This is a genomic window from Stenotrophomonas sp. YJH_SMC_58 (assembly GCF_059369635.1).
In genome coordinates this window covers 426956-451991 of sequence record NZ_JCAFSW010000002.1, presented here as the reverse complement: position 1 = coordinate 451991, position 25036 = coordinate 426956, and the positions used below count along the sequence as shown (strand labels likewise).

General features: G+C 66.8%; 22 protein-coding genes. 8 read left to right on the top strand and 14 right to left on the bottom strand.

Annotated elements, in window-relative coordinates; all coding sequences use genetic code 11:
• Window positions 1-76 precede the first annotated feature (76 nt).
• The 6 genes from AC5P68_RS04515 to rpsU all read right to left on the bottom strand — a co-directional run bounded on the left by AC5P68_RS04515 (window position 77) and on the right by rpsU (window position 5228).
• Window positions 77-1048 (bottom strand): bile acid:sodium symporter family protein, encoded by a 972-nt coding sequence (locus AC5P68_RS04515; protein WP_033833638.1) that lies wholly within the window; start codon window positions 1046-1048, stop codon window positions 77-79.
• A gap of 31 nt (window positions 1049-1079) precedes the next feature.
• The gene (locus tag AC5P68_RS04510) at window positions 1080-1580 is read right to left on the bottom strand and encodes a protein tyrosine phosphatase family protein (protein ID WP_033833639.1); all 501 of its coding nucleotides are present in this window, start codon (window positions 1578-1580) and stop codon (window positions 1080-1082) included.
• Window positions 1581-1607: 27 nt separating this feature from the next.
• Window positions 1608-3347 (bottom strand): DNA primase, encoded by a 1740-nt coding sequence (dnaG, locus tag AC5P68_RS04505; protein ID WP_033833640.1) that lies wholly within the window; start codon window positions 3345-3347, stop codon window positions 1608-1610.
• A 61-nt stretch (window positions 3348-3408) separates the two neighbouring features.
• A complete protein-coding gene (locus AC5P68_RS04500; RefSeq protein WP_049402636.1) occupies window positions 3409-4329 on the bottom strand; it encodes a YihY/virulence factor BrkB family protein in 921 nt (306 codons plus the stop codon).
• A gap of 105 nt (window positions 4330-4434) precedes the next feature.
• Window positions 4435-4878: a GatB/YqeY domain-containing protein gene (locus AC5P68_RS04495; RefSeq protein WP_005412032.1), complete on the bottom strand. Its 444-nt coding sequence runs from the start codon at window positions 4876-4878 to the stop codon at window positions 4435-4437.
• Between the two features lie 134 nt (window positions 4879-5012).
• Entirely contained in the window at window positions 5013-5228 is a 216-nt protein-coding gene (gene rpsU, locus AC5P68_RS04490; RefSeq protein ID WP_002808376.1) for a 30S ribosomal protein S21, read from the bottom strand.
• A 166-nt stretch (window positions 5229-5394) separates the two neighbouring features.
• Between rpsU and tsaD the strand changes: the two genes are divergently transcribed.
• Complete coding sequence (tsaD, locus tag AC5P68_RS04485; RefSeq protein ID WP_032966370.1) at window positions 5395-6420, top strand: tRNA (adenosine(37)-N6)-threonylcarbamoyltransferase complex transferase subunit TsaD; 1026 nt, start codon at window positions 5395-5397, stop codon at window positions 6418-6420.
• 33 nt (window positions 6421-6453) lie between these two features.
• Here the strand turns inward: tsaD and AC5P68_RS04480 are convergent, their stop codons facing one another.
• A complete protein-coding gene (locus tag AC5P68_RS04480; RefSeq protein WP_288415961.1) occupies window positions 6454-7107 on the bottom strand; it encodes a hypothetical protein in 654 nt (217 codons plus the stop codon).
• Window positions 7108-7461: 354 nt separating this feature from the next.
• On the opposite strand from AC5P68_RS04480, the gene folB reads away from it, so the two are divergent.
• The 4 genes from folB to AC5P68_RS04460 all read left to right on the top strand — a co-directional run bounded on the left by folB (window position 7462) and on the right by AC5P68_RS04460 (window position 12157).
• Window positions 7462-7815 carry a dihydroneopterin aldolase gene (gene folB, locus AC5P68_RS04475; protein WP_005407807.1) on the top strand — a complete coding sequence of 118 codons (354 nt, stop codon included), beginning with the start codon at window positions 7462-7464 and terminating at the stop codon, window positions 7813-7815.
• A 91-nt stretch (window positions 7816-7906) separates the two neighbouring features.
• Window positions 7907-9178: a mechanosensitive ion channel family protein gene (locus AC5P68_RS04470; RefSeq protein WP_005407808.1), complete on the top strand. Its 1272-nt coding sequence runs from the start codon at window positions 7907-7909 to the stop codon at window positions 9176-9178.
• Between the two features lie 128 nt (window positions 9179-9306).
• The gene (locus tag AC5P68_RS04465; protein ID WP_049433368.1) at window positions 9307-11481 is read left to right on the top strand and encodes a glycoside hydrolase family 3 N-terminal domain-containing protein; all 2175 of its coding nucleotides are present in this window, start codon (window positions 9307-9309) and stop codon (window positions 11479-11481) included.
• 130 nt (window positions 11482-11611) lie between these two features.
• Window positions 11612-12157 (top strand): hypothetical protein, encoded by a 546-nt coding sequence (locus tag AC5P68_RS04460; RefSeq protein ID WP_049433369.1) that lies wholly within the window; start codon window positions 11612-11614, stop codon window positions 12155-12157.
• A gap of 64 nt (window positions 12158-12221) precedes the next feature.
• On the opposite strand, the gene AC5P68_RS04455 is transcribed toward AC5P68_RS04460, so the two are convergent.
• On the bottom strand, window positions 12222-13391 hold the full coding sequence (locus tag AC5P68_RS04455; RefSeq protein WP_049433370.1) for a PQQ-dependent sugar dehydrogenase: 1170 nt from the start codon (window positions 13389-13391) through the stop codon (window positions 12222-12224).
• Between the two features lie 168 nt (window positions 13392-13559).
• Here AC5P68_RS04455 and yiaA point away from each other — a divergent pair, with 168 nt between their 5' ends.
• Window positions 13560-14012 carry an inner membrane protein YiaA gene (gene yiaA, locus AC5P68_RS04450; RefSeq protein ID WP_033833646.1) on the top strand — a complete coding sequence of 151 codons (453 nt, stop codon included), beginning with the start codon at window positions 13560-13562 and terminating at the stop codon, window positions 14010-14012.
• Between the two features lie 87 nt (window positions 14013-14099).
• On the opposite strand, the gene AC5P68_RS04445 is transcribed toward yiaA, so the two are convergent.
• The 6 genes from AC5P68_RS04445 to AC5P68_RS04420 form a co-directional block, all read right to left on the bottom strand.
• Entirely contained in the window at window positions 14100-14423 is a 324-nt protein-coding gene (locus AC5P68_RS04445) for a hypothetical protein (RefSeq protein ID WP_033833647.1), read from the bottom strand.
• 110 nt (window positions 14424-14533) lie between these two features.
• Window positions 14534-15835 carry an APC family permease gene (locus AC5P68_RS04440; protein ID WP_005407814.1) on the bottom strand — a complete coding sequence of 434 codons (1302 nt, stop codon included), beginning with the start codon at window positions 15833-15835 and terminating at the stop codon, window positions 14534-14536.
• Entirely contained in the window at window positions 15832-16593 is a 762-nt protein-coding gene (locus AC5P68_RS04435; protein ID WP_033833648.1) for a L,D-transpeptidase family protein, read from the bottom strand. The genes AC5P68_RS04440 and AC5P68_RS04435 overlap by 4 nt, the downstream gene beginning before the upstream one ends.
• Window positions 16594-16608: 15 nt before the next feature.
• Window positions 16609-17457 (bottom strand): MurR/RpiR family transcriptional regulator, encoded by an 849-nt coding sequence (locus AC5P68_RS04430; protein WP_033833649.1) that lies wholly within the window; start codon window positions 17455-17457, stop codon window positions 16609-16611.
• A gap of 361 nt (window positions 17458-17818) precedes the next feature.
• Window positions 17819-18913 carry a dipeptide epimerase gene (locus AC5P68_RS04425; protein ID WP_005415027.1) on the bottom strand — a complete coding sequence of 365 codons (1095 nt, stop codon included), beginning with the start codon at window positions 18911-18913 and terminating at the stop codon, window positions 17819-17821.
• On the bottom strand, window positions 18910-20349 hold the full coding sequence (locus AC5P68_RS04420; protein ID WP_288415971.1) for an SH3 domain-containing protein: 1440 nt from the start codon (window positions 20347-20349) through the stop codon (window positions 18910-18912). Before AC5P68_RS04420 ends, AC5P68_RS04425 begins: the two co-directional genes overlap by 4 nt.
• A gap of 132 nt (window positions 20350-20481) precedes the next feature.
• Between AC5P68_RS04420 and AC5P68_RS04415 the strand changes: the two genes are divergently transcribed.
• Together AC5P68_RS04415 and AC5P68_RS04410 are read left to right on the top strand one after the other, a co-directional pair.
• Complete coding sequence (locus AC5P68_RS04415; protein WP_288415973.1) at window positions 20482-21954, top strand: transglutaminase-like domain-containing protein; 1473 nt, start codon at window positions 20482-20484, stop codon at window positions 21952-21954.
• Between the two features lie 51 nt (window positions 21955-22005).
• Window positions 22006-25029, top strand: a complete 3024-nt coding sequence (locus tag AC5P68_RS04410; protein WP_111108539.1) for a TonB-dependent receptor — start codon at window positions 22006-22008, stop codon at window positions 25027-25029.
• The last annotated feature ends 7 nt before the right edge of the window (window positions 25030-25036 follow it).

The following is a 25036-nucleotide window of genomic DNA, read 5'->3' as shown; positions in this document are numbered from 1 at the left end:
GGTTCACGCCATCCGTGGTTTGGAGTAGATCCACGCCATGCGTGGATGGTCTACCCGGAACAACCCGCGTGCCCTGTCAGGGCTTGCGCCGCGCATACCGCTGCGCGATCACGCCGCAGACGATCAGCTGGATCTGGTGGTAGATCATCACCGGCAGCACGATCGCGCCGAGGCTGCCGCCGGCGAACAGCACCTTGGCGATTGGCACGCCGGTGGCCAGGCTCTTCTTCGAGCCGCAGAACACGATGGCGATCTCGTCCTCGCAGTTGAAGCGCAGCCGGCGGGCGATGAAGGTAATCAGCGGCATGGCGATGCCGAGCAGCACGGCAGCCACCACGGCCACGGCCAGCAACGAGAGCAGCGGCGTCTTGCTCCACAACCCTTCGGTCACGGCTTCGCCGAACGCCGAATACACCACCAGCAGGATCGTGCCCTGGTCGGTGTAGCGCAGCAGCGCGCGCTGCTTCTCCACCCAGCCGGCAATCCACGGCCGCAGCAGGTGGCCGGCCACGAACGGCACCAGCAGCTGCAGCATGATGCCGCCGATCGCGTGCAGTGGGTCATGCACGCCGCCGGAGGTGCCGGCCAGCGCGGTCAGCAGCAGTGGGGTCAGGAACACGCCGAGGATGCTCGACAGCGAGGCGCTGCACACCGCTGCCGGCACGTTGCCGCGGGCCATCGAAGTGAACGCGATGGACGACTGCACGGTGGACGGCAGGGTGCACAGGAACAGCACGCCCAGGTACAGCTCCGGAGTCAGCAGCCAGCCCGACAGTGGCTTGAACATCAGCCCCAGCAGCGGGAACAGGAGGAAGGTGCAGGCCAGGATGGTCAGGTGCAGCCGCCAGTGCAGCATGCCGCCGATGATCGACTCGCGCGGCAGGCGCGCGCCATGCAGGAAGAACAGCGCGGCGATGGCGACGGTGGTGACATCGTCGAGCACGATGGCGGCGGCGCCCTTCATCGGCAGCAGCGAGGCCAGGCCGACGGTGCACAGCAGGGCGAGGGTGAAGTTGTCCGGTCGCAGGCGCGACCACCAGCGGGTCATGGTGGGCAGAGTCCTTGGTGCGGAGGGTTGTTCAGGGCGAAGTGACCGGTGTGGCCAGGCGCTGGCGGGTGGCGGCTTCCAGCGACTTCAGGCCGGCGCGCTGGCCGAGCTGAAGCGCCTGCTCCGGGCTGGCATGTTCGTAGTGGGCATTGACCAGGCCGAGCACGGCACCGGCGCGGTTGCCGGAGGCGCAGTGCAGCAGCACCGGCCCCTGGCTCTGCTGCAGGGCCTGGTGCACCGCGCGCACATTGGCCGTATCCAGGCCCTCGGCGCCGGCCACCGGAATGCGCACATAGCGCAGGCCCAGCGATTCGGCCGCGCGGGTTTCATCGAAGCCCCGGTCCTCGTCGGGCTGGCGCAGGTCGATCACCGTGCGTACGCCCCGTGCGGCCAAGGCCTGCAGCTGTGCGGCACTGGGCTGGCCACCGGCATACAGGCCGGGACGGACTTCGTTGAGAGGCACGTCTTCGGCCAGGGCCGTCAGTGGCAGGCAGAGCGACAACAACAGCAGGCAGGTCAGGCGCAGCAGCATGGTCCTCTCCGTGAAAACGTCCTGCCGCTACAAGCGCAGTCCGGCGCGGGCCTTCAACAGCTCGCGCAGTTCGTATTTGTCAGTATCGTCCAGGCCCTGCTGGCGCTGCTTTGCCAACAACTCCTCCAGACGTTGCACCAGCAGCTGTTTCTCCAGCTGGGCCACTGCGTCGTGCAGTTCCTGGGTCCAGCTGGCTTCGGTGCCGGGCAGCGTCTGTGCGGCCAATGTATGCAGCGAGGCCTGTTCCTCGCGGCCGTCGAAATGTTCCAGCAGGGCGCCGGTGCTGATGTCCGGGCGCTGTTCGACCAGCCCCAGCAGCTCCAGCAGCAGTTCCACACCCGGCAGGCGAAGGCCCTGGAAGTGATGCTTGCCGCCCAGGGTCAGCGCCAGCGACGGCTGCTGCAGCAGCACGGCGATCGCGCCGCGCACCAGGCTGCGCCTGGCCACTGGCTGGATCGTGCGCGAAGGCTGGCGTTGCGGCATCGGCGTGCGTGCAGCCTGGGCGTTGCCGCCGAGCCCGGTCAGCTGCGCCAGCTGCTGCTTCATCAGGTCGCCGAAGGCACCGTCGGGAATCTGCGCCAGCATCGGCTTTGCGCGTTCGGCCAGGCGCGCCTTGCCGTCCAGCGTGCCCAGGTTGATCTCGCGGGTCAGTTCATCGAAGAAGAACTGCGACAGCGGCGTGGCCTGCTTCAGGCGCTCGTTGAAGGCCTCGGCGCCTTCCTTGCGCACGATGGTGTCGGGGTCCTCGCCATCGGGCAGGAACAGGAAGAAGGCCTGGCGGCCGTCCTTCATGCGCGGCAGCACCGACTCCAGCGCCTTCCAGCCGGCGCGTCGGCCGGCGGCGTCGCCGTCGAAGCAGAAGAACACGTCTGGCGCGTTGCGGAACAGCAGCTCGGCATGGTCCGGCGTGGTTGCGGTACCCAGTGTTGCCACCGCCTGGGTGACACCGAACTGGAACAGCGAGACCACGTCCATGTAGCCCTCGACCACGATCAGCCGCTCGATCTTCTGGTTGGCCTGGCGCACCTGCCACAGGCCGTACAGTTCGCGGCCCTTGTGGAACAGCGCGGTTTCGGGCGAGTTGAGGTACTTGGGGCCGTCGTCCTTCTCGAACACGCGGCCACCGAAGGCGATCACCCGGCCACGGCGGTCGAAGATCGGGAACATCACCCGGTCGCGGAACTTGTCGTAGACGTGGCCGCGGTCGTTCTTCGAGAACAGGCCGGCGCGGTCGAGCAGTTTCATGCGCCGCTCGTCCTTGCCCAGTGCATCGCGCAGGCCGCTGTACCCATCCGGGGCGTAGCCGATCTGGAAGCGCGCGCGGTTCTCTTCGTCCACGCCACGCCCATCAAGGTAACTGCGTGCCTTGTCGCTGCCTTCCAGGTTCTTCTGGAAGAACCGGGCAGCGGCATCCAGTGCCGAATACAGCTCGCGACTGTCGTCCTGCTGCTGGGGGCTGCGCGGGTTCTCGTTGCGCGGTACTTCCATGCCCGCGCGCTTGGCCAGCTCATCCACCGCGTCGAGGAACTCGAGGCGGTCGTAGTTCATCAGGAAGCTGATCGCGGTGCCGTGCGCGCCGCAGCCGAAGCAGTGATAGAACTGCTTGGTGGGCGAGACCGTGAACGACGCGGAGCGCTCGTCATGGAACGGGCAGCGCGCGGCGTACTCCTTGCCCTGGCGCTTCAACGGCACGCGGCTGCCCACCACCTCGACGATGTCGGTGCGGGCGAGCAGGTCGTCGATGAAAGCGTCGGGGATACGGGCCATGGGCAACAGGGCAGGGCGCGGTGCAGGACCACGCGACGGAACCGGGGGCGGTCGGCCTAGTTTACCCCCTGTCGGGCACCTGGCTGGCGGTTGCCGGATCAATGCCGGCTGCGGCCAGGTGATGACGCGCGCGCAGGCGCTCATCGATCACCGCCGTCATCAGGGCACCAACGAAGAACACGACGGTGGCGTAGTAGATCCAGACCAGCGAGATCACCAGCGCGCCCATCGAGCCGTAGGCACTGCCGGGGGCCACGGTGGCGATGTAGACGCCGATGCCGTACCGGCCCAGTGCGAACAGTGCCGAGGTGATGACGCCGCCGATGAAGGCCTGGCGCCACGCCACGCGACGGTCGGGCAGGTAGTGGTACATGAAGGCGAAGCCGACTGCGTACAGCAGCAGGCTCGTGACGTACCCCAGCGCGGGCAGGATCGAGGGCAGTTGCGCGAAGGCCACCTGCAGCACCGTGGTGGCGGTCATCGACAGGATCAGCAGGAAGCCCAGCGCCAGCACCACGCCGAACGAGAACACGCGCTTGCGCAGCCAGGCCTTGAGGCCTTCCAGGCGCTCGCCGCTGGTGCGGAAGATCAGGTTCAGTGCGTTCTGCAGCTGGGCGAACACGGCGGTGGCGCCGACGAACAGCAGCAGCGTGCTCCACACACCCGCCAGCGAGCCGACATCCGGCTGGTTGTCGGCGTTCTTCAGAACGGTTTCGGCCACGGTGGCCGCGCTGCTGCCGGCCACCGAGCTGATCTGGTCGATCAGTGCCTGCTGGGCCGGCGGGTACAGCGAGGCGGTCAGCCACAGCAGCAGCACCAGCAACGGTGCCATCGACAGCAGGGCGTAGAAGGAGACGGAAGCTGCCTGGGTCAGCACGTCGACGTCGATGAAGCGCTTGGCCACCGCCATCGGGAAGCTGTCCTGCAGGCGCTTGATGTACTTGCGCAGTGACACGGGAACGTTGGGCTCGGGTTCAACCATGTGTGCGGTTGTAGCAGGCGACCGACGAAGGTGCGGTGAAGCGGGTGCATCAATGGGGTCAGAGCCCTTCCGTGTCGCGGAAGGGATCCGACCGCAAGTGCTGGATTACGCCAGCAGCTGCTTGACCAGCTTGGAAACCAGGCCCATGTCGGCCTGGCCGGCGAGCTTGGGCTTCAGTGCGCCCATCAGCTTGCCCATGTCGGCCGGGCCGGAGGCGCCGGTTTCGGCGATGGCGGCCTGGATGGCGGCCACGATCTCGGCTTCGCCCATCTTGGCCGGCAGGTAGGCTTCGATGACCACGATCTCGGCGCGCTCGATCTCGGCCAGGTCTTCGCGGTTGGCGGCTTCGTACTGGCTGACCGAGTCCTTGCGCTGCTTGACCATCTTGTCGAGCACGGCGATCACGGCGGTGTCATCCAGTTCGATGCGCTCGTCCACTTCGCGCTGCTTGATGGCGGCATTGATCAGGCGGATCACGCCCAGCTTGTGCTTCTCGCCCGCCTTCATGGCGGCCTTCATGTCTTCGGTGAGCTGCTGCTTCATGCTCATGAGGAACCTCGTGGTGGTAGGTGGGGCGGGGGCGGATGCCCGAACCCGGAAACGCAAAAAGCCGGCGACGCTCGCGCGTGCCGGCTTCGGCTCCATCGCGACAGGCAGGCCCGCCGCAATGAAGATGCGTCCGATCAGTACAGGCGCTGACGCTTGGTGACGTCGCGCGACGAGCGGCGCAGCTGACGCTTCACAGCAGCGGCGGCCTTGCGCTTGCGCTCCTGGGTCGGCTTTTCGTAGAACTCGCGCTTGCGGGTTTCGGCCAGCACACCGGCCTTTTCGCAAGTGCGCTTGAAGCGGCGAAGAGCAAACTCGAAGGGCTCGTTCTCGCGGACTTTGACGCTGGGCATGGAATCTCCGGGACACAGTAGAACCGGGTCACGCCCGGCGAGCCGCACATTATAGCGGCGAATAGACAAACTGCAAGCGGCCAACCCTGAATACGGGCCGGAAGTTCGAAAGCAGTGAGATCTGCACATCCCCCGAGGGGGCGGCAGGGGCGTCATAATAGCAGGCATGCGAGTCCTTGGCATCGAATCTTCCTGTGATGAGACCGGCGTGGCGGTGTATGACACCGGCCTGTCCGGCAGCGCGGCCCTGCGCGCCCATGCGGTCTACAGCCAGATCGCCCTGCACGCCGAATACGGGGGTGTGGTGCCAGAGCTGGCCAGCCGCGACCACGTCCGCAAGCTGCTGCCGCTGGTGCGCCAGACCCTGGCCGAAGCCGGTCTGGGGGTAGGTGATATCGATGGCGTGGCCTATACGGCCGGTCCCGGCCTGGTCGGCGCGCTGCTGGTGGGCGCGGGCGTGGCGCGTTCGCTGGCCTGGGCGCTGGAGGTACCGGCCGTGGGCGTACACCATATGGAAGGCCACCTGCTGGCCCCGCTGATGGAAGACGACCCGCCGGAAGCGCCGTTCGTGGCATTGCTGGTGTCCGGTGGCCATACCCAGCTGGTGGCGGTGGATGCGATCGGCCAGTACCGCCTGCTGGGCGAAACCCTGGACGATGCAGCCGGCGAGGCCTTCGACAAGACCGCCAAGCTGATGGGGCTGCCGTACCCCGGTGGCCCGCAGCTGGCCAGGCTGGCCGAGCAGGGCACGCCGGGCGCGTATCGCTTCGCGCGGCCGATGACCGACCGCCCGGGGCTGGATTTCAGCTTCTCCGGCCTGAAGACCCAGGTCCTGATGGCCTGGCGCGACAGCGACCAGAGCGAGCAGACCCGTGCCGACATCGCCCGGGGCTTTGAAGATGCGGTGGTCGAGACCCTGTCGATCAAGTGCGAGCGCGCGCTGGAAGCGGCGGGCACCAACGTGATCGTGGTGGCCGGCGGCGTCGGCGCCAACAAGCGCCTGCGCGCCCGCCTGCAGCAGATGGCCGAGCGCCTCGGCGGCCGCGCCTGCTTCCCGCGGCCGGCACTGTGCACCGACAACGGCGCGATGATCGCCTTCGCCGGCGCGCTGCGCCTGCAGGCTGGCCAGCACAGCCCGCCGAAGGTGGATGTGACCCCGCGCTGGGACATGGCGACCCTGCCGGCGGTGTGAACCGGTAGCGTCGGGCCACGGCCGGCGGACGCATTACCGATGCACTGCCAACGGCGACGCCGCCAGCACGGTTGTCGCCCGCTCATGGCGCTGCAGCCAGCCCAGCGTGTGTGGGCAGCGGGCATGGATCAGCCGCCCGATCGCGGCCAGGTCGGCGCCGATGTCGCGCTCGAGGATGGGCTCGTGATGGGCGATGCGGTTGCGCAGGTGGCGGATGCGGTCGAGGTCAGCGTGGATGTTCGTGCGGACCACGCTGAGAGCATCCTGTGGCGCGTTCGGCAACGCAATCTTCAAGCCCCGCGCCCAGATGGCTCCCTCGAAGTGCCGCGTGAAAAGCTGCTGCCAGAAAGCGAAACGAAGACTGGCGATGATCTCCGGAGTGTCCATCCGAGGATCTGCCTGTCTATGGATATCCTGCAAGGCCGACAACGCGCCATCTGCTGGCATCCGCTGCAGCAGTGCAGGATGCCAGGGCCAGCGCGGCCCGAAGGTATGCGCCAGCGCCGCGGCCACCGCATTGCGGATTACGATTTCACAGATGTGCAGGGGAGATAGCAGCGCGCCGCACATCTGCATGTTCCATACGTAAAGTGAGGCGGCGTCCAAACAGTGCCGGTATGCAATGCGTTTGTACGTCGCCCACCGTGGGCGTGACAGCGCTGCCTGCAGGATTCGTTGCTCTCTCATCAAATACGGGACCACATGGCGGATCACTAGCCTGCGCTGGTTGCCGCAGGCGTGATATCGGGCAATGCCGCCGTGTCAGGCAGCAAAATTCCTGTATCGCCTTGGGCTTCCTCCAGTATGTCGTGATTGACTCTGGACCGTAGAGGAAATGAACGTCACGATCTGCATCGTGTGCTCCGGGACTCGCGGCTGGATTCCAGCTCCCCCCGGGGACGTTGAGAGGTACCAAAGGGCCCCGCTAGCAGGGCCCTTTGTTTTTTCCGGGCCGCCCCACGCCGGTGGCCCGCCGCCCGTTCCGGGCAGGCTCACCGCCGTGCCGGTACCATGGCCGTCTGTATTCGGCTGGTAACCGCAATGGACAAGGTTTTCATCGAGGGGCTGACGATCGACGCCCTGATCGGCATCTACGATTGGGAGCGGCGGATCCGCCAGGACCTGGTGTTCGACCTGGAAATGGGCTTCGACAACCGTCGCCCCGCAGCCACCGATGACATCGCCCACACCCTGAACTACAAGGCGGTGAGCAAGCGCCTGGAACAGTTCGTGCGCGAGTCGGAGTTCGGCCTGGTCGAGACCCTGGCCGAACGTTGCGCGCAGATCGTGCTGGACGAATTCGACGTGAAGTGGCTGCGCCTGAAGCTGAGCAAGCCGGGCGCGGTGCGCGGCGCGCGCGCGGTGGGCGTGATCATCGAACGCACGCGGGACTGACCCGGTCGTGCCGGCCATTGGCCAGCAACCCCGGTAGTGCCGGCCGCTGGCCGGCAACCTTGGCAACAACGAAACAGACAGGAGACAACCGATGGTGGACGCGGTGGTGGCGGTACAGTGGCTGGAACGGCTGCAGAACACACTGGAACCCTATCCTGGCGCCTACCTGGCGTTGATGATCTCGGCGCTGCTGATCGCCGCTGGCCTGGCCAACTGGGTGACCAAGCGCATCCTGCTGCGCGGGCTGCGACGCCTGCTCAGCCGCCTGCCGGGTGCTGATACCGGCCGCGGCAGCCACCTGATGCGGGTGATCTCGCGTCTGTCCAATGTGGTGCCCAGCCAGGTGATCGCCTCGGGCATCCGCATCGTGCCGGACCTGCCGCCGGGGCTGGTGAGCTTCATCATCGGCGCCTGCCAGGCGTGGGCGATCCTGACCGTGGTGCTGGCCATCTCGCATGCGCTGGATGCGGCCAATGATCTCTACGAGCGCCGCCCCGAGGCACGCAACAAGCCGATCAAGGGGTACCTGCAGGTCGCCAAGATCGTCATCTTCGTGATCGCCGGCTTGTCGATCGTTGCCACCCTGGCCGGCGTCGACCTCCGCTATCTGGTCACCGGTCTCGGCGCCGCCACCGCAGTGCTGATGCTGATCTTCCAGGACACCATCCTGTCGCTGGTGGCCAGCGTACAGATCAGTGGCGATGGTCGTGTGCGCATCGGTGACTGGATCGAGATGCCCAGCCAGAACGCTGACGGTGATGTGATCGACATCGCCCTGCACACCATCACCGTGCAGAACTTCGACAAGACCATCACCACCATCCCCACCAAGAAGCTGGTGACCGAGTCGTTCAAGAACTGGCGCGGCATGCAGGAGGCGGGAGGGCGCCGGATCAAGCGCGCGCTGTACCTGGACCAGCACAGCGTCGGCTTCCTGGATGAGGGCGACCTGGCCTTCCTCGGTGAATTCGCGCTGCTGCGCGACTACCTGCAAGCCAAGGAGCAGGAGCTGGGGCAGTGGAACGGGCGCCTGCGCGAGCAGGGCGTGGCCGAGGTCAACAGCCGCCGGGTGACCAACCTGGGTACCTTCCGGGCCTATGTGGAGCGTTACCTGCGCAGCCACCCGGGCATCCATACCGACATGACCCTGCTGGTACGCCAGCTGCAGCCGACCACCGAAGGCCTGCCGCTGGAGCTGTACTGCTTCACCCGCAGCACCGCCTGGGGTGAGTACGAGGCGGTGCAGTCGGACATCTTCGACCACCTGCTGGCGATCCTGCCGGCCTTCGGCCTGCGGGTGTTCCAGGCCTCCAGCGACGCCATGTTGATGGCCGGGCAGCGCCAGCTGGCCGGCTCGGAGTAAGCTGCGGTGCCCCCGGCGGGGCCATACGGACCCCGCTGGTGGCTGAAACTGAATGAACAAACCCCTCGCCAAATCGCCCGGGATCGCTAGAATGCCGGGCTTGTAAACGTTTTCATCAAGGACTGCCGGTGGCCTCCGATCGCATCGAATCCCTCATTGCCCAGATGACCGTCGAGGAAAAGGTCGGCCAGCTGGGTGTCTTCGCGGACATGGTCCGCCCGTTCGCCCCGGACGTGAACCCGGAAGCCAACGTGCGCAATGCCGACCAGGTGCTGCAGCAGGTGCGCGAGGGCAAGGTCGGCTCGCTGTTCAATGGTGTGGGCGCCGAACTGGGCCGCCGGATCCAGCAGGTCGCCACCGAAGAGAGCCGCCTGGGCATCCCGGTGATCCTGGCGGCCGACGTCATCCACGGCATGCGCACCGTGTTCCCGATTCCGCTGGGCGAGGCCGCCAGCTTCGAGCCGGCGCTGGCCGAGCGCACCGCGCGCGCCACCGCCATCGAGGCCACCGCTGCCGGCCTGCACTGGACCTATGCCCCGGCCGTGGACATCGCCCGCGACCAGCGCTGGGGCCGTGGCGCCGAAGGTGCCGGTGAGGACGTGGTGCTGGGCTGTGCCTTTGCCGCCGCCCGCGTGCGCGGCTTCCAGGGCAGCGACCTGCGCGCCGCCGATTCGCTGCTGGCCACGCCGAAGCACTTCGCCGCCTATGGCGCGGTGATGGCCGGCATGGAATACAACATGGTGGACATCTCGCCGCAGACCCTGCGCGACGTGCACCTGCCGCCGTTCAAGGCCGCCTTCGACGCCGGCGCGATCACCGTGATGTCCTCGTTCAACGACATCAACGGCGTGCCGGCCAGTGCCAACGCCGAACTGCTGACCGACATCCTGCGCGGTGAATGGAAGTTCCCGGGCGTGGTGATCTCCGACTACACCGCCGATATGGAACTGGTCGCGCACGGCTATGCCGCCGACGACCGCGATGCCACCGCCAAGGCGTTCACCGCCGGCCTGGACCTGAGCATGCAGAGCGGCTTCTACGCCGAGCACCTGCCGGGCCTGGTCGAGAGCGGCGAGGTGCCGATGGCGGTACTGGATGAGGGCGTGCGCCGCATCCTGTGGCTGAAGGAAACCATCGGCCTGTTCGACGACCCGTACCGTTCGCTGGACCCGGCGCGCGAAGCCGATACCTCGTACCTCGCCGCGCATGACGAACTGTCGCGCGATGCCGCGCGCCGTTCGATCGTGCTGCTGAACAACCGCGACAACGTGCTGCCGTTGCAGAAGACCGGGCAGAAGATCGCGCTGATCGGTCCGTTCGTGCAGGACCGCGAGAACATTGAAGGCTGCTGGACCCTGTTCGGCGACAAGCAGCGTTACGTGGACCTGGAAACCGGCGTGCGCGCCGCCATCGGCGATGAAGCGCTGCTGGAGATCGTGCCGGGCTGCGAACTGGAAACTGCCATTCCGGGCGGCACCGAAGCAGCGGTGGCTGCCGCGCTGCGCGCCGACGTGGTGGTGCTGGCGCTGGGCGAACCGCAGCGCTACAGCGGTGAAGCGCAGTCGCGCGTGGAGATCACCCTGCCGCCGGCACAGCAGGCACTGGCCGAGGCGGTGGCGATGACCGGCAAGCCGCTGGTGGTGCTGCTGCGCAACGGCCGCGCGCTGGCACTGCAGGGCGCGGTGCGCAATGCGCAGGCCGTGGCGGTGACCTGGTACCTGGGCACGCAGACCGGCCATGCCGTGGCTGATGTGCTGTTCGGCGACTACAGCCCGTCCGGCCGCCTGCCGGTCAGCTTCCCGCAGGTGTCCGGCCAGCAGCCGTACTTCTACAACCACCCGCGCACCGGCCGCCCGGAACTGCCGACCATGTCGGAGTTCAAGGCTCGCTGGCGCGAGATTCCGAACGAGCCGCTGTACCCGTTCGGCCACGGCATCGGTTACACCACCTTCGCCTACGGCGTGCCGCGGCTGAGTGCGGCGCAGCTCGGCTGGGACGACACCCTCACCATCACCACCACCCTGACCAACAGCGGCGACGTGGCCGGCGAGGAAGTGGTGCAGCTGTACATCCACGACCGCGTGGCCAGCCGCGTGCGTCCGGTGCGTGAACTGAAGGACTTCCGCAAGGTGGCACTGCAGCCAGGCGAGTCGACCGACGTGGTGTTCACCCTCACCCGCGAGCAGCTGGCCTTCACCGGCCGCGACGGCGTGCTGCGTGCCGAGCCGGGCCACTTCGATCTGTGGGTCTGCGCGTCCTCGGCGGCCGGCGAAGCCGTGCAGTTCGAGCTGCTGAAGGCCTGATCGAAGAAAAAGGGGACGGAGGGGATTAAGTCGTTTGTGCCACTAACGACTTAATCCCCTCCGTCCCCTTTTTGTTGTCCTCACCGCGGCGGCGCTACCATCGGGCTCCCTGTTTCGATGGAGTGCGCGCATGCGCCGGATGGCTTGTCTGATTCCCGCCCTGGTGCTGGCCGCCTGCTCGCAGCCGGCGGCACCGCCGGCCGAGCCTGCGGCGGATGCACCGCCGCCGATGGAGGCCAGCGCCCCGGCAACGCCTGCGGCATCTGCCACTGAACCCGCTGCTTCGGCACCGGCCGCGCCCGCAGCGGAAGCGCCCGCCGAAGACGCACGCGCGCGCATCGAAACGCTGCTTGGCGATGCGGCGCAGTTCGAGAAGGTCTTCAATGCGTTCAAGGCCGCCGTGGTTGGCGGCGATCGCGCTGCGGTGGTCGAGGAAGTGCGCTTTCCATTGAACGTCGGTGGCGGAAAGAAGATCACCGGCCCCGGTGAGTTCCAGCGCAACTACGAGAAGATCATCACCCCGGCGGTGGTCAAGGCGGTGTCCGAGCAGGATTTCGGCAAGGTGTTCGTCAACCAGCAGGGCGTGATGATCGGCAGCGGCCAGGTGTGGTTGAACGGGCAGTGCCTGGACCAGGCCTGCACGAAGACCGAGGTGAAGGTCATCACCATCCAATGAACGCAGGCGGCCCCGCGTGCGGGGCCGTTGCGGACAAACGTGCCGGCCAGCGACCGGCACTACCTCAGGTGCTCGGGGTGAGCTTCAGCAGGCGCGCCTTGCTGCCGTCTTCCAGCAGCCACAGGGCGCCATCCGGGCCCTGTTCCACTTCGCGGATGCGCTCGCCCATGTTGAAGCGTTCGGCTTCGCGCGCGCTGTCGCCGTCGAAGGCCACGCGCACCAGCGAGGTGGAGGACAGGCCGCCGATGAAGCCGCTGCCCTTCCACTGCGGGAACAGGTTGCCGCTGTAGATCACGAAGCCGGCCGGCGAGATCACTGGCGTCCAGGTCACCTTCGGCGCGGCGAATTCCGGGCGCGTGTCGTGGTCGGGAATCGGCCGGCCGTCGTAATGGTCACCATTGGAAACGATCGGGTAGCCGTAGTTGGCGCCGCGCACGATCAGGTTCAGTTCGTCACCGCCGGCCGGGCCCATCTCGTGTGCCCACAGCTTGCCGTTGGCATCGAAGGCCATGCCGAGGATGTTGCGGTGGCCCAGTGACCACACCTGCGCGGCCACGCCGCCCTGCGAGGCGAACGGGTTGTCGGCGGGCAGGCTGCCATCATCGTTGAGGCGGATGATCTTGCCGAGGTTGCCGCCCATGTCCTGCGCCGGATCGAACTTCTGGCGCTCGCTGGAGCTGATCCACAGCTTGCCGTCCGGGCCGAAAGCAAGGCGATGGCCGTAGTGACCTTCACCACTCACCTTCGGGCTCTGTCGCCAGATCACCTTCAGGTCCTTCAGCTGGCCGGCACCGTTGGCGTCCAGCGCCAGCGTGGCACGGGCCACGGCGGCGCCGCGGGTGTCCAGCGTGCCTTCCTCGGCATAGCTGAGGTAGATCACGTGGTTGCTCGCGAATTGCGGGTGCAGGATCACGTCACCGAAGCCGCCCTGGCCGCCGTAAGCGACCTTCGGAACGCCGGTAATCTCGTGCTTCTGGCCGCTGGCCAGGTCCAGGTGCTGCAGCTTGCCGCGCTTTTCGGTGACCAGCAGGCTGCCGTCCGGCAGGAAGGTCATCGCCCACGGCTGGTCGAAGCGGCTGATTTCGGTGGCGGTGAACGGGCGCTGGTCGGCAGTGGTGGAGGCTGCGGGCGCTGCGGTCTGGGCGCCGTTGGCGGCCGGGTCGGCGGCATTGCAGGCGGAGGTGGCAAGGATCGGCACAAGGCCGAGGGCGAGCAGCAGGGGCGTGCGGGTCATGGGTATCTCCAGTGCGGGGATGCGGATGGCCGGGCTGTCCCTTGTATACCACTGGCGCCGTGAGCGTCGTGGCCCGAAGGTCCTGCGACCCCTGTGCGAGCGCGGCGGGATCGTCTAGGGTGGGCACGCCCGGGCAAAGCGTGCCCGTCTGCCTGCCAAGGATCTGCAATGAACACTGCCATGCCCCACAAGCCCTCCACCGCCTTCATCGCCGCCTCATGGGTGGCCCTGCTGCTGGGTGCGGCGGCCTACCTGATCGGTCTGTTCAACGCCACGATGGCGCTCAACGAAAAGGGCTACTACCTGACCCTGCTGCTGTTCGGCCTGTTCGCGGCGGTGTCGCTGCAGAAGAGCGTGCGTGACCGCGTCGAGGGCATTCCGGTGAGTGGCCTGTACTACGCGCTGTGCTGGTTCGCACTGCTGTCGGCGTTGATGCTGCTGCTGGTTGGCCTGTGGAATGCCACGCTGGCACCGAGCGAGAAGGGCTTCTACGGCATGGCGTATGCACTGTCGCTGTTCGGCGCGGTGGCGGTGCAGAAGAACACCCGCGACCTGATCGCCGCCGGTGGCGGTGAGAGCAAGCGCAGCGCGGCCGTGCCGCCGCTGCCGGAACAGGAGTGAATGTGTAGAGCCGGGCCAATGCTCGGCTGTCCTGCGGCGTTTGTGGAGTCGAGCCGAGCGTAGGCTCGGCCCGACAAAAGCATGGCGTTATCGCTTCAACCGCGGATCCGCCAACTGCGCATCCTCCCAGCCACGGCGCACGGCACCGCGCGCCTGCGCCCATTCCAGCCGGCTGCGGCCACGCTCGCTGGCCCAGCGCGACTCCAGTTCAGCTTCGACCTGTTCGTAGGCGCGGATCATGTCCTGCGCACGCGCGGCGTGGCCGATGCGGTAGGCCGGTTCATAATCCTCGAAGAACAGCTGGTCGTCGTAGTACGGCTCGGCCGTGTAGCGCTCACGCCAGTAGTTGCTGACCGCATCACGCGGCGTGCTGTCGTCCGGTACGCGGCCGGGGATCTGGTACTCGGTCATGGAAGGCTCCGTTGTGGACGAAGCCTGATCCTGCCTGTGTGGCGGTTAACGGCCCGGTCCGGCAGCGTGATCACCAGATCAATCCGCCGGGCATGGCCCGGCGCTATTGGTCATCCGGCGTCGGCATCTTTTCGCGGCAGCTTGTAGATCACCGCGCCGATGGCGAACGCCACCAGCGCAGCAGCGATGTTCTGCCAGCTGGCACTGGCGAACAGCGCCAGGCACAGCAGCAGCGCCAGTACCGGAATCAGCGGGCCACCCGGCAGTTTCAGTGCGCCCGGCCGGTCCGCATAGCGCTTGGCCAGCACCAGTACCGCAGCGGCCGTTCCGATGTAGGCGAACAGGCGCGTGGTCATCGACAGCAGGGCCAGCTGCACGAACGAACCGGACAGGGCCAGGCCGAGTGCGATCAAACCCTGGCACAGGATCGATGCGGCCGGGGTGTGGAAGCGCGGATGCACCTGCGCCAGGATCTTCGGCCCATAGCCATCGCGGGCCAGTGCGAACAGGAAGCGTGGGCCCATCATCATCGTGTTGCTGTTGGTGCCGAGGATGGAGATGGTCGCGCCTACGGTGAGGATCAGCGCCAGTGCTTCGCCGCCGAAGCCGGCAGCGGCATCGGCCAGCGGCGTGGCCGAGCTGGCCAGGCCGGCCAGCGTGCCCTGTGCCACCACCTGCACCGCGCCGTAGATGACGGTGACGGTGATGATCATGGTGATCAGCGCGAACGGAATATCGCGACGCGGATTACGGTACTCGCCGGCGGCGGCCGGGATGTTCTCGAAGCCGGCGTAGGCGTACAGCAGCAGCAACGCGGCCTCGCCCATGCGCTGCAGGTCGTGCGGGTCGGGGCGCTGGCCGGAGAAGGCCAGCTGCGGGTCGATATAGAACGCACCGATGGCCACGAACAGCAGCAGCGGCAACATCTTGCCGATCACCAGCACCACGCCGGTGCGCGCGGCCGAGCGCACGCCGATGATGTTGACGCCGGTGAGGAAGCCCAGCGACACCACGATCACCGCGATGCGCCCCATGCCGGCACCGGCCCACGGCCAGAAACGCGCGACCGCATCGGCCAGCGCGTTGCTGAGTGCGGCCGCCGAGCTGATGCGGGTCAGCCAGATCATCCAGCCGATCTCGAACCCGGCGAAGCGCCCGAACGCCTCGCGTGCATACAGGTAGCTGCCACCGGGCTCGTCGAAATAGCTGGCGGCCTGCGCGTAGCACAGCACCAGCAGGGCGACCACGATGCCGGCAGCGACCACGCCCCACAGGCTGAAGGGGCCAAGCAGGGCGACGGTGGCGGCCGGCAGCAGGTAGATGCCGCTGCCGATCACATCGTTGATCGACAGGCCGACGATCTGCCAGCGGCTGACCGCGCGCTGCAGCTGCGGTTCGTCCTGCGCGCTCAACGGGCGTCTCCGCGCAGTGCGGGCAGTTGCCACTGGGCCTGCAGGCGCGTGTACTCGGCGCGCGGCAGCAGCACGAAGCGCGGCGCATCCTGCGGCCGCAACCAGTCCAGCAGGGCTTGCATGCGGGCCTGCGGCATGGCGGTGCAGCCGGCCGTGGCCTCACCGGGTTGGCGCCACAGATGCGCGAAGATGCAGCTGCCCTTGCCGGGCTGGTTGTCCGGGTTGTGGGCGATCACGAAGCCTTCCTGGTAACGCACGTCGCCCCTGTTGTGCAGATCCAGCCGCATCGGCTCGGTGGAGCCTTCCACAGCTGCCTTGCCGACCTTCTTCTCATCGACGATGCGGTTGTAGAACGGCGAACCGGACACATCCATGCAGTAGCTGCTTTCGAGCATCGGCTGGTAGGCCATGGCCGTGCCTGGTCGTGTGACGGCATAGCCGAACGCGCTGCCGAGCGCGAACACGCCTGCCGGGCTGCGGCCATCGCCTTCCTGCTTCTGCGGACCATCGGCCTGCGCCGGGTGCAGGCCCAGGCCCCAGGCGCTGCCGGTGCGGCCCAGTGCCACCGGGAACGCCTCTCCATGTGCGTGCCAGCCCTTGCCATCACGCACGTAGGCCTGCAGCTGGCCCTGTGTGCTGTCCCAGCTTTCGCTGGTGACCACGATCAGCTGGCGCGCACCCTGCAGCGGCGCAGCGTGGACGGATGCCGCCGCGGCAAGCAGCAGTGCAGCGGTAGCGAGACGGACCAGGGATTTCATCAACAGGTGCTCCGGTCAGGAATCCAGCAGGTGGTCGATCCGCTCCAGGTTCACCGCCAGCTGCTGCTGGCGGTCCGGATTGGTGTGGCAGAGCAGCACGAACAGGAAATCGAGCAGGGCGTGCATGGCGCTACGGTACAGCAGCTGCGCGACCTGCGGCGTGCGCTCGTGCGCGCACACCACCAGCGCTGCGTCAGCATGCGCGCGCAGCGGGTTGGCGGTATGGCGGGTGATGGAAATCACCTTGCCACCCATGTCCTGGAACTGGCGCGACAGCTGCGAAAGCTGAGGCAGGTTGCCGAATTCGGAGAACACCAGCAGCGCATCACCGGGGCGCGCGGCCGACAGGTTGGCCAGCATCAGGATCGGGTCGGTATGCGGCACCACCAGCAGGCCGAGCAGCGACAGCCGCATGGCGAACTCGCGCGCGAACAGGCCGTCGTCACCCAGGCCGTACACGAACAGCTTCGGCGCGCCGTCGAGCAGCTGCACGATGCGCTCGATCTCCTTGCGCGGGTTGGCCTGGCGGGTTTCCTCTTCGGCCTGCGCCTTGCTGCGGCGCAGGGTGTCGCCCAGGCGCAGGTAGTCGTCGCCGCTGTCGGGTTCGCTGGGGGCCTGCTGCGGATCGGCGCCAGCACGGGCGACATCCTGGCCGATGGAGTACTTCAGGTCCGGGTAGCCCTTGAAGCCGAGCTTCTGGCTGAACTTCACCACGCTGGACTGGCTGATGCCCAGCGCGCTGGCCAGTTGCTGGGACGAGTAGTCGCGCAGCAGGTGGGCGTTGTCGAGGATGAAGTCGGCGATGCGGCGCTCGATGGCCGACATCTGCCCGCGCTCGGAACGGATCTTCAGCAGGGGCGGCATGCGGGGTGTCCGGGCATGTGTAGGCGCGTTGCGGTTGGCAGCGTAGAGCGTGCCATGGAATGGGTCGGGCGGGTTCCAGCCGCGAAGAGGTTACGGGATGCAGTTGTTGCCTTTGACGTTGAGTCCGCCTTCAAGCGAGCCGAGCACCGCAGGTCCGGCGAGGGCGAAGAGGCGCGGGTGTCTGAGCGCAGCGAGTTCCGCGCCGTCCCTCGGCGGACCGAGGAGCGCAGGGCACCGACGTGCGCAGCACGTCGGCTCGCGGCCGGGGGAGCGTTTCTTTTGGTTACTTTTCCTTTCGCGAAAAGAAAAGCAACGCGCGACCCAGCGTCAGTGGCACGCAACGTCAGCCGCAGGGCAGAGATCACCCCAGCATCTCCAGCCCACGCACCTCAGTAATGCCCAGCCCCGGCACGTCGCTGATGCTGATCTCCGATTCGTTGAAATGCACGCCGCCGCTGACCGGGTCGAACTGGCCCAGCGAGGGACCGTCGAGGTCAACCTTGGTGATCACATCACTCTTGGCCACGGCCAGGTGCACGGCGGCGGCCACGCTGATGCTCGACTCGATCATGCAGCCGATCATGCACGGCACGCCGTAGATGCCGGCGATGTCGGCGATGCGGATCGCATTCGACAGGCCGCCGGTCTTCATCAGCTTGATGTTGATGATGTCGGCCGCGCGCTGCTGGATCAGGTCCATCACCTGGCTCGGGCTGAACACGCTCTCGTCGGCCATCACCGGCGTGTTGACGCGATCGGTGACGTACTTCAGGCCGCTGATGTCAGCCGCCTTCACCGGTTGCTCCAGCAGCTCCAGCACCACGCCGGCCTCTTCCAGCGTACGCATCGCATGCACCGCCTGCTTGGCGGTCCAGCCCTGGTTGGCATCCAGTCGCAGCAGGGCACGGCCTTCCACGGCGGCATGGATCGCCTTGACCCGTTCGATGTCCAGCCCGATGTCCTTGCCGACCTTGATCTTCAACGACTCGAAGCCGCGTTCGATCGCCGACAACGAATCGGCCACCATCTTGTCGATGTAGTCCACGCTGATGGTGATGTCAGTGGTGATCACCGGGTCGCCGCCGCCGAGCATCTGGTACAACGGCGCACCGTGCAGCTGCGCCCACAGGTCGTACAGCGCGATCTCCACCGCGGCCTTGGCGCTGGTGTTGCGCTCCATCGCGGTCTGCACCAGCGTGCACAGGTGGTTGAGGTTGACCACGTCCTGGCCGATCAGACGCGGGGCGATGAAGTGGCGGATCGCTTCGATGATCGAGCCGTGCGTATCGCCGGTGATCACGGCGGTGGCCGGGGCTTCACCATAGCCGGTGTTGCCGCTGTCGGTGCGGATCAGCACCACCACGTCTTCCACGGTTTCCACCGTGCGCAGCGCGGTCTTGAACGGTGTCTTCAACGGCACGCGCAGCATGCCCAGTTCGATGGCGGTGATCTTCATTCGGGAGTCTTGGCCCGCAGGCGCTGGATGTTGGTGATGCGGTCGATGTAGCGGACGGTATCGCTGGCCATCATCGGCTCCAGCGGCGTGACCGAAACACCATTGAGATGGGCCTGCACGCGCGTGCCGTCGGCACCGAACCAGCTGCCGCCCGCCGTATCGTGGATCACCCAGGTGCGGCCGTCGACGTGGCCGATGGCCATCATCACGTGGCCGGGGATGTAGACCAGATCGCCGACCTTCAGGTCGGTGACGGCACGGTCGCGCAGTGCCTTGCCGTCCTTGTCGGTGAACGGCAGGCGATCCAGTGCCGGGCTGACCGCCTGTGCACTGGTATTGCGCGGCAGCAGCACGCCGAAGCTGCGGTAGATCTCGGAAACGAAACCGCTGCAGTCGCGCGTGTCGTAGTCGTGGCCCCAACCGTAGCGCTCGCCGAGGAACTTGAAGGCCTGCTGCAGCAGCAGGCGCGGGGTCAGTGGCAGGTAGTCGGCGGCGGTGTCCTGCGAGCGCGGCAGCAGCGCCGGCACCAGCTTCAGGCGACCATCGGCTTCCCGCACCGGCAGCTGCACCACCCACGAGGCGTGCGCCTGCTGGCCGTTCACGGGTTCTGAAGCGGGCCAGTCGGCCAGCACCGGCAGGCGCACGCCCATGTCCAGCTGCAGGCGCGATACGCGCGGCTCCTCCGGGGTATAGGCGGTCTGTGCGGTGGCGCCGGTGACGATCCGGTACGGTCCCTTCGCGCCATAACCGAGCACCGTGGCCTTGTCGCCGCCGGCGATGGCGTCGGCTTCGATCCACGCGCTGTAGCGCTCGCTGTGCACGAACAGCCAATGGCCATCGGTACTGCGATGGACCACGGCCACCTTGTCGCCGGGGAACAGTGCCGATTCCTGGAAGCGGTCGATGTCGGTGTCACCGGCAGTGCTGAAGACCCGCTCGCGGGTGGGGAAGGTACGCAGTGCCGCGCGCTTCACCACCAGCCCATAGGCCGGTGCCACCTGGGCAGGAATCGCATCGAGGCCGAGGTTGGCTTCGATGCCGCTGCGCAGCGCGGGGGCGATGGCCTGGCCCGTCTCGTTGAACAGTGCACGCGTGGGCCAGCTGGACAGCGCGCTGATGCTGGCACGCACCGTCGCCGCATCAAGCTGGGCGGGCAGTGTGGCGATGTCCTGGATATGGCTGTCCTGCGCCCGCATCCGCGCGTTCTGCGCCTCGATCTGCGCGCGATCCAGAATCGGCGCATCAGCGTTGTCCAGGCGCGCGGCCCAGTACTGCGGGGTGAGGTAGGCCTCGTGCAGGCCGATCACATAGGGCAGCGGCGCACCCGGGTCGGGCGGTGGTGCCGCCTGTGCAAAGGCCGGTGCGGCCAGCAGGCACAGGGCCAGGGTCAACCGGCGCGGCCAACGCCGGTGCGGTTCGCGGGAAGCCAGGCTCATGCGGTGCACACCCTCCTCGAATGCCTGTTGGAATATTTATTCCTTTTGGCATCGAAAGCAAGAATAAATTATTGACCGGCATCCCGACCCGTGTTACACAGCCGTTACCACCCGCGCTGGGGAAGTGTCGCTGTGGAGTCTGCCGTTCGCAAACCGCGTCTGCCTGCCGCCGCCGGCCTGTGTGCCGCGCTGCTGCTGTGGGCGTCGTCCACGCAGGCGGCAGACGGGCGCAGCAGCCAGCAGCGTGCGCGCGAAACGCAGGTGATCGACCTGATCGACAGCGGCCGCTTCAGCGACGCCGATGCGCTGCTGGCGACCGGGAGCGGTGCTGCCGAAGGCGCGTTCCAGCGTGAGCGCATGCGCCGCATCCGCCAGGATTTTTCCCTCGACGAAACCGCCGCCAAGGCGGCCGTGCGCCGCTGGATTCCCGATCTGACCGACGAGGAATTCGCGCGCTGGGACCAACTCGGCCTGATCGAGCATTTCGATATCGATGGCGAGCGTTGGTACTTCAAGCGCGCACCCTCCAACCTGTTCCTGCTCAGCGACGAAGCACGCGCGCGCCGCCGCACGGATGCACCGCTGCCGCCTCCGGGCCCCAACGAAGTGCTCAACGCCCACCACGCGGGCGTGCTTGCCGCGGCCGAACAGAGCGGCCAGGCGTCGGTACTGCCGCAGCGCTATGAATTCACCCAGTCGCTCACGGTGAAAGCCGATGCCGTCCCGGCGGGTGAAACCGTACGCGCCTGGATTCCATACCCGCGCGAGATCCCCGGCCAGCAGGAACAGGTGCAGTGGCTGGGCAGCGCCCCGGCCAAGGCACGGGTGGCACCGGCCAGTACCCTGCAGCGCACCGCCTATCTGGAAGCCAAAGCCGTAGCCGGCAAGCCGACCCGGTTCGAGATCCGCTATGCGGTAACGGTCTTCGCGCGACACACCGCGATCGATCCCGCGAAGGTGCAGGCCACCCCGAATGATCCCGCATTGAAGCCCTTTCTGGCCGAGCAGCTGCCGCATGTGCGCTTCACCCCGGCGCTGAAGCTGTTCTCCGACCAGGTGCTGCAGGGCGAGACGCGCCCCTATGAAGTGGTGCGCAAGCTGTTTGCCGCCGTGGACCGCATTCCATGGGCCGGTGCGCGTGAATACTCGACGCTCAGCAACATCAGTGATCATGCGCTGCGCGCCGGCCATGCGGATTGCGGGCAGCAGACCCTGCTGCTGATCGCGCTGCTGCGCATGAACGGCATTCCTGCACGCTGGCAGTCGGGCATGGTGTTCTCCGACGATGGCAGCGGCTACAACAACCTGCATGACTGGGGACAGGTCTACCTGGCGCCATACGGCTGGCTGCCGATGGACGTGACCACCGGCACGCTTGCCAGCGATGTGCCGGCACTGCGCGATTTCTATCTGGGTGGCCTCGACGGCTACCGCATTGCTTTCAACGACGATTTCGGCCAGCCCTTGGTGCCGGCCAAGCAGCACTTCCGCTCGGAAACGGTCGACTCGCAGCGCGGCGAGGCCGAGTGGGCAGGCGGCAACCTGTACTTCGACCAATGGAGCTACGACTTCCAGTGGCGGGTACTGCCAGCCAGGCAACGCTAGCGCGACACATCGCATTCCACACCATTCAATTCTTGCAGGAGAGAGCAGGGGATGAAGGCTTACAGCATCAAGCGGGCGGCGTTGTGCGTCGCCCTCGGGGCGTGTCTGGGCGTAGTGCTGCCCGGCATCGCGATGGCACAGAACGTGAGCGGTGCAGTCGCCGGCCGTGCAACCGCCGGTGACCAGGTGACCGTGGTCAGCAGCAGCACCGGCCTGACCCGTACCGTCACCGTAGGCGCCGATGGCAGCTACCGCCTCGGCCAGCTGCCGGTGGGCGACTACCAGCTGCAGCTCAGCCGCGATGGCCAGAAGCTGGGCGACCAGGTGTCGGTGAGCGTTGCCGTCGGCGGTACCACCACGGTCAACCTGGGCAGCGGCGGCGGTGTCACCAACCTGGATGCACTGCAGGTGGTTGGCACCCGCGTGGTCAACCGCGTGGATGTGTACTCCACTGAAACCTCGTTCAACATCAACCGCCAGGAGATCTCGCGGCTGCCGGTAGCGCAGGACCTGTCCGCGGTCGCGCTGATGGCGCCGGGCGTGGTCGGCGGCAACTCGTCATTCGGAGGCCTGTCGTTCGCCGGTTCATCGGTGGCCGAGAATGCGGTCTTCATCAACGGCCTGAATGTCACCGACATGTATACCCGTCGTGGCTTCAGCACCGCGCCGTTCGCCTTCTTCAAGGAATTCCAGGTCAAGACCGGTGGCTACTCGGTCGAGTTCGGCCGCTCCACCGGTGGCGTGATCAATGCAGTGACCCGTTCGGGCAGCAACGAGTTCGAAGGCGGCGTTGAAGTCACCGCCGAGCCCAGTGCGTGGCGCGCCAGTGGCGGCGATCATTTCCACCGCGACGGCACCCCGCATTCCTACGGAAGCCGCGACAACAACTCCTTCCTGAAGACCAACGTCTGGGGCTCGGGGCCGATCGTCAAGGACAAGCTGTTCCTGTTCGCGATGTACGAGGACCGCAGCGACAAGGGCCACAACACCTCGTCCGATGGCAGTACCTGGTTCAAGAACGACTCCGGCAACGGCTTCTGGGGCACCAAGCTGGACTGGAACATCAACGACAACCACAGCCTGGCGCTGCTGGCGTTCTCCGACGAGGGCGATGTCACCAACGCGTCGTACGGCTACAACTGGAATGCGGACCGGATCGGTTCCTGGGGCGGCGACTCGGTCACCGAGACCGGCGGCCGCAACTGGTCGGCCACCTACACCGGCCACTTCGGCCAGAATTTCACCGCGCGCGCCATGGTCGGCCAGAACAAGCAGCGTGCCTTCACCAATTCGTCGCTGGACCAGGCCTGCAGCCCGGTGTTCACCGACAGCACCTACGGCCCGCGGCTGGGCAAGCTGCAGGGGCTGCGCGCGGGCTGCCACCCGACCGGCGCGGCGGTGGCCGAGCGCGATGACACCCGTGATGTCGCGCGCCTGGATTTCGAATGGCAGCTCGGTGATCACCTGCTGCGCTTCGGTGTCGACCGCGAACTGATGACCACCAAGCAGTCCACCCGTTATCCAGGGCCGACCGAGCTGAGCTACACCGCCTACGTGGCGCGCCCCGGCGATGAAGTGTGGGATGGCGCCAACGCCTACGTACCGGCTGGCGTCACCGAGATGCTGCGCGCTCGCAACCGCCGCTCCGGCGGCACCTTCGAGACCGAGGCCAATGCCTTCTATCTGGAAGACATCTGGAACATCACCCCGAACCTGATGCTGAACCTCGGCGTGCGCTGGGACCGCTTCGAGAACCGCACCGCCGCCGGCAAGGCGTTCATCAAGATGGACGACCTGATCGCGCCACGCGTCGGCTTCTCGTGGGACATGCGCGGTGATGGCAGCACCAAGCTGTTCGGCAACGCCGGCCGTTACTACCTGCCGGTCACCAACAACATCAACGTGAACTTCGCCGGTGGCCTGACCGACGAATACAGCTATTACGTGCTGAACGGCTGGGAGCAGAAAACCTCGCCGACCGGTTCGCCGTACATGGCACCGATCGTCGGCCAGCAGATCGGGCCGACCGACACCCGCATGAACACCGGCGGTGCCGACCTGCGCCAGAGCGTGGACCGCGACCTGAAGGCGGTCTACCAGGACGAATACATCCTGGGCTTCCAGAACATGATCAACCAGGCCTGGTCGTGGGGCGTCAATGCCACCTACCGGCGCATGACCCGCGCGCTGGATGACATCCGCATCAACTACACCCCGTGCGGCCCGACCCCCAGCACGCTGTGGCCGATCGCCAACCCGGGCGAGAATCTGACGATCTGGGGCGACAAGAGCATCGGTTGCGCCAACGAAGGCTGGATCACCATCGACACTGCCAACAGCGGTTATCGAAAGGGCGGCAGTGGCGAGGTGATCGGTTACTCCAAGCCCAAGCGCACCTACAAGGCGCTGGAGTTCCAGATCGACCGCGCCTGGGACGAGAAGTGGATGTTCAACGCGTCCTACCTGTGGTCGAAGAGCGAGGGCAACTTCGAAGGCCCGGTAAACTCCGATACCAACTACGGCGACACCGGCATGGTGCAGTTCTGGGACCACCCGGCCACCAATGAACGCTATGGTGTTCTGTTCAACGATTTCCGCCATCAGTTCAAGCTGCGTGCCGCGTATGCGCTGAACAAGCAGTGGTCGTTCGGCACCACGCTGCAGGTGCAGTCCGGTGGCCCGATCACCGCCTACGGCGTGATGTGGCCGAACGACTCCATCGCCGGTGGCAGCACGTCCAGTGAAGGCAGTGGTGGTGGCACCGGTTGGCTGTGCGTGGCCAACTGTTCGGGCCCGTACAACCAGCGCCAGTTCGAGTACAGCCCGCGCGGCGCGTTTGGTCGCCTGCCGTGGACCTGGACCATGGGCGCCAACGTGACCTGGCGCCTGCCGGTGGAGGGCATCGACCTAAGTGCCCGGTTGTCGGTGTACAACCTGTTCAACAACCAGAAGACCATCAACGTGCACCAGCGCTACGAGGCGCAGCCCGGCCAGTATCGCGAGGCGACGTTCGCTACCGGTACGCGCTGGCAGGCACCGCGCTACACCCAGCTGGTGGTGACCTGGAACTTCTGAGGCCACG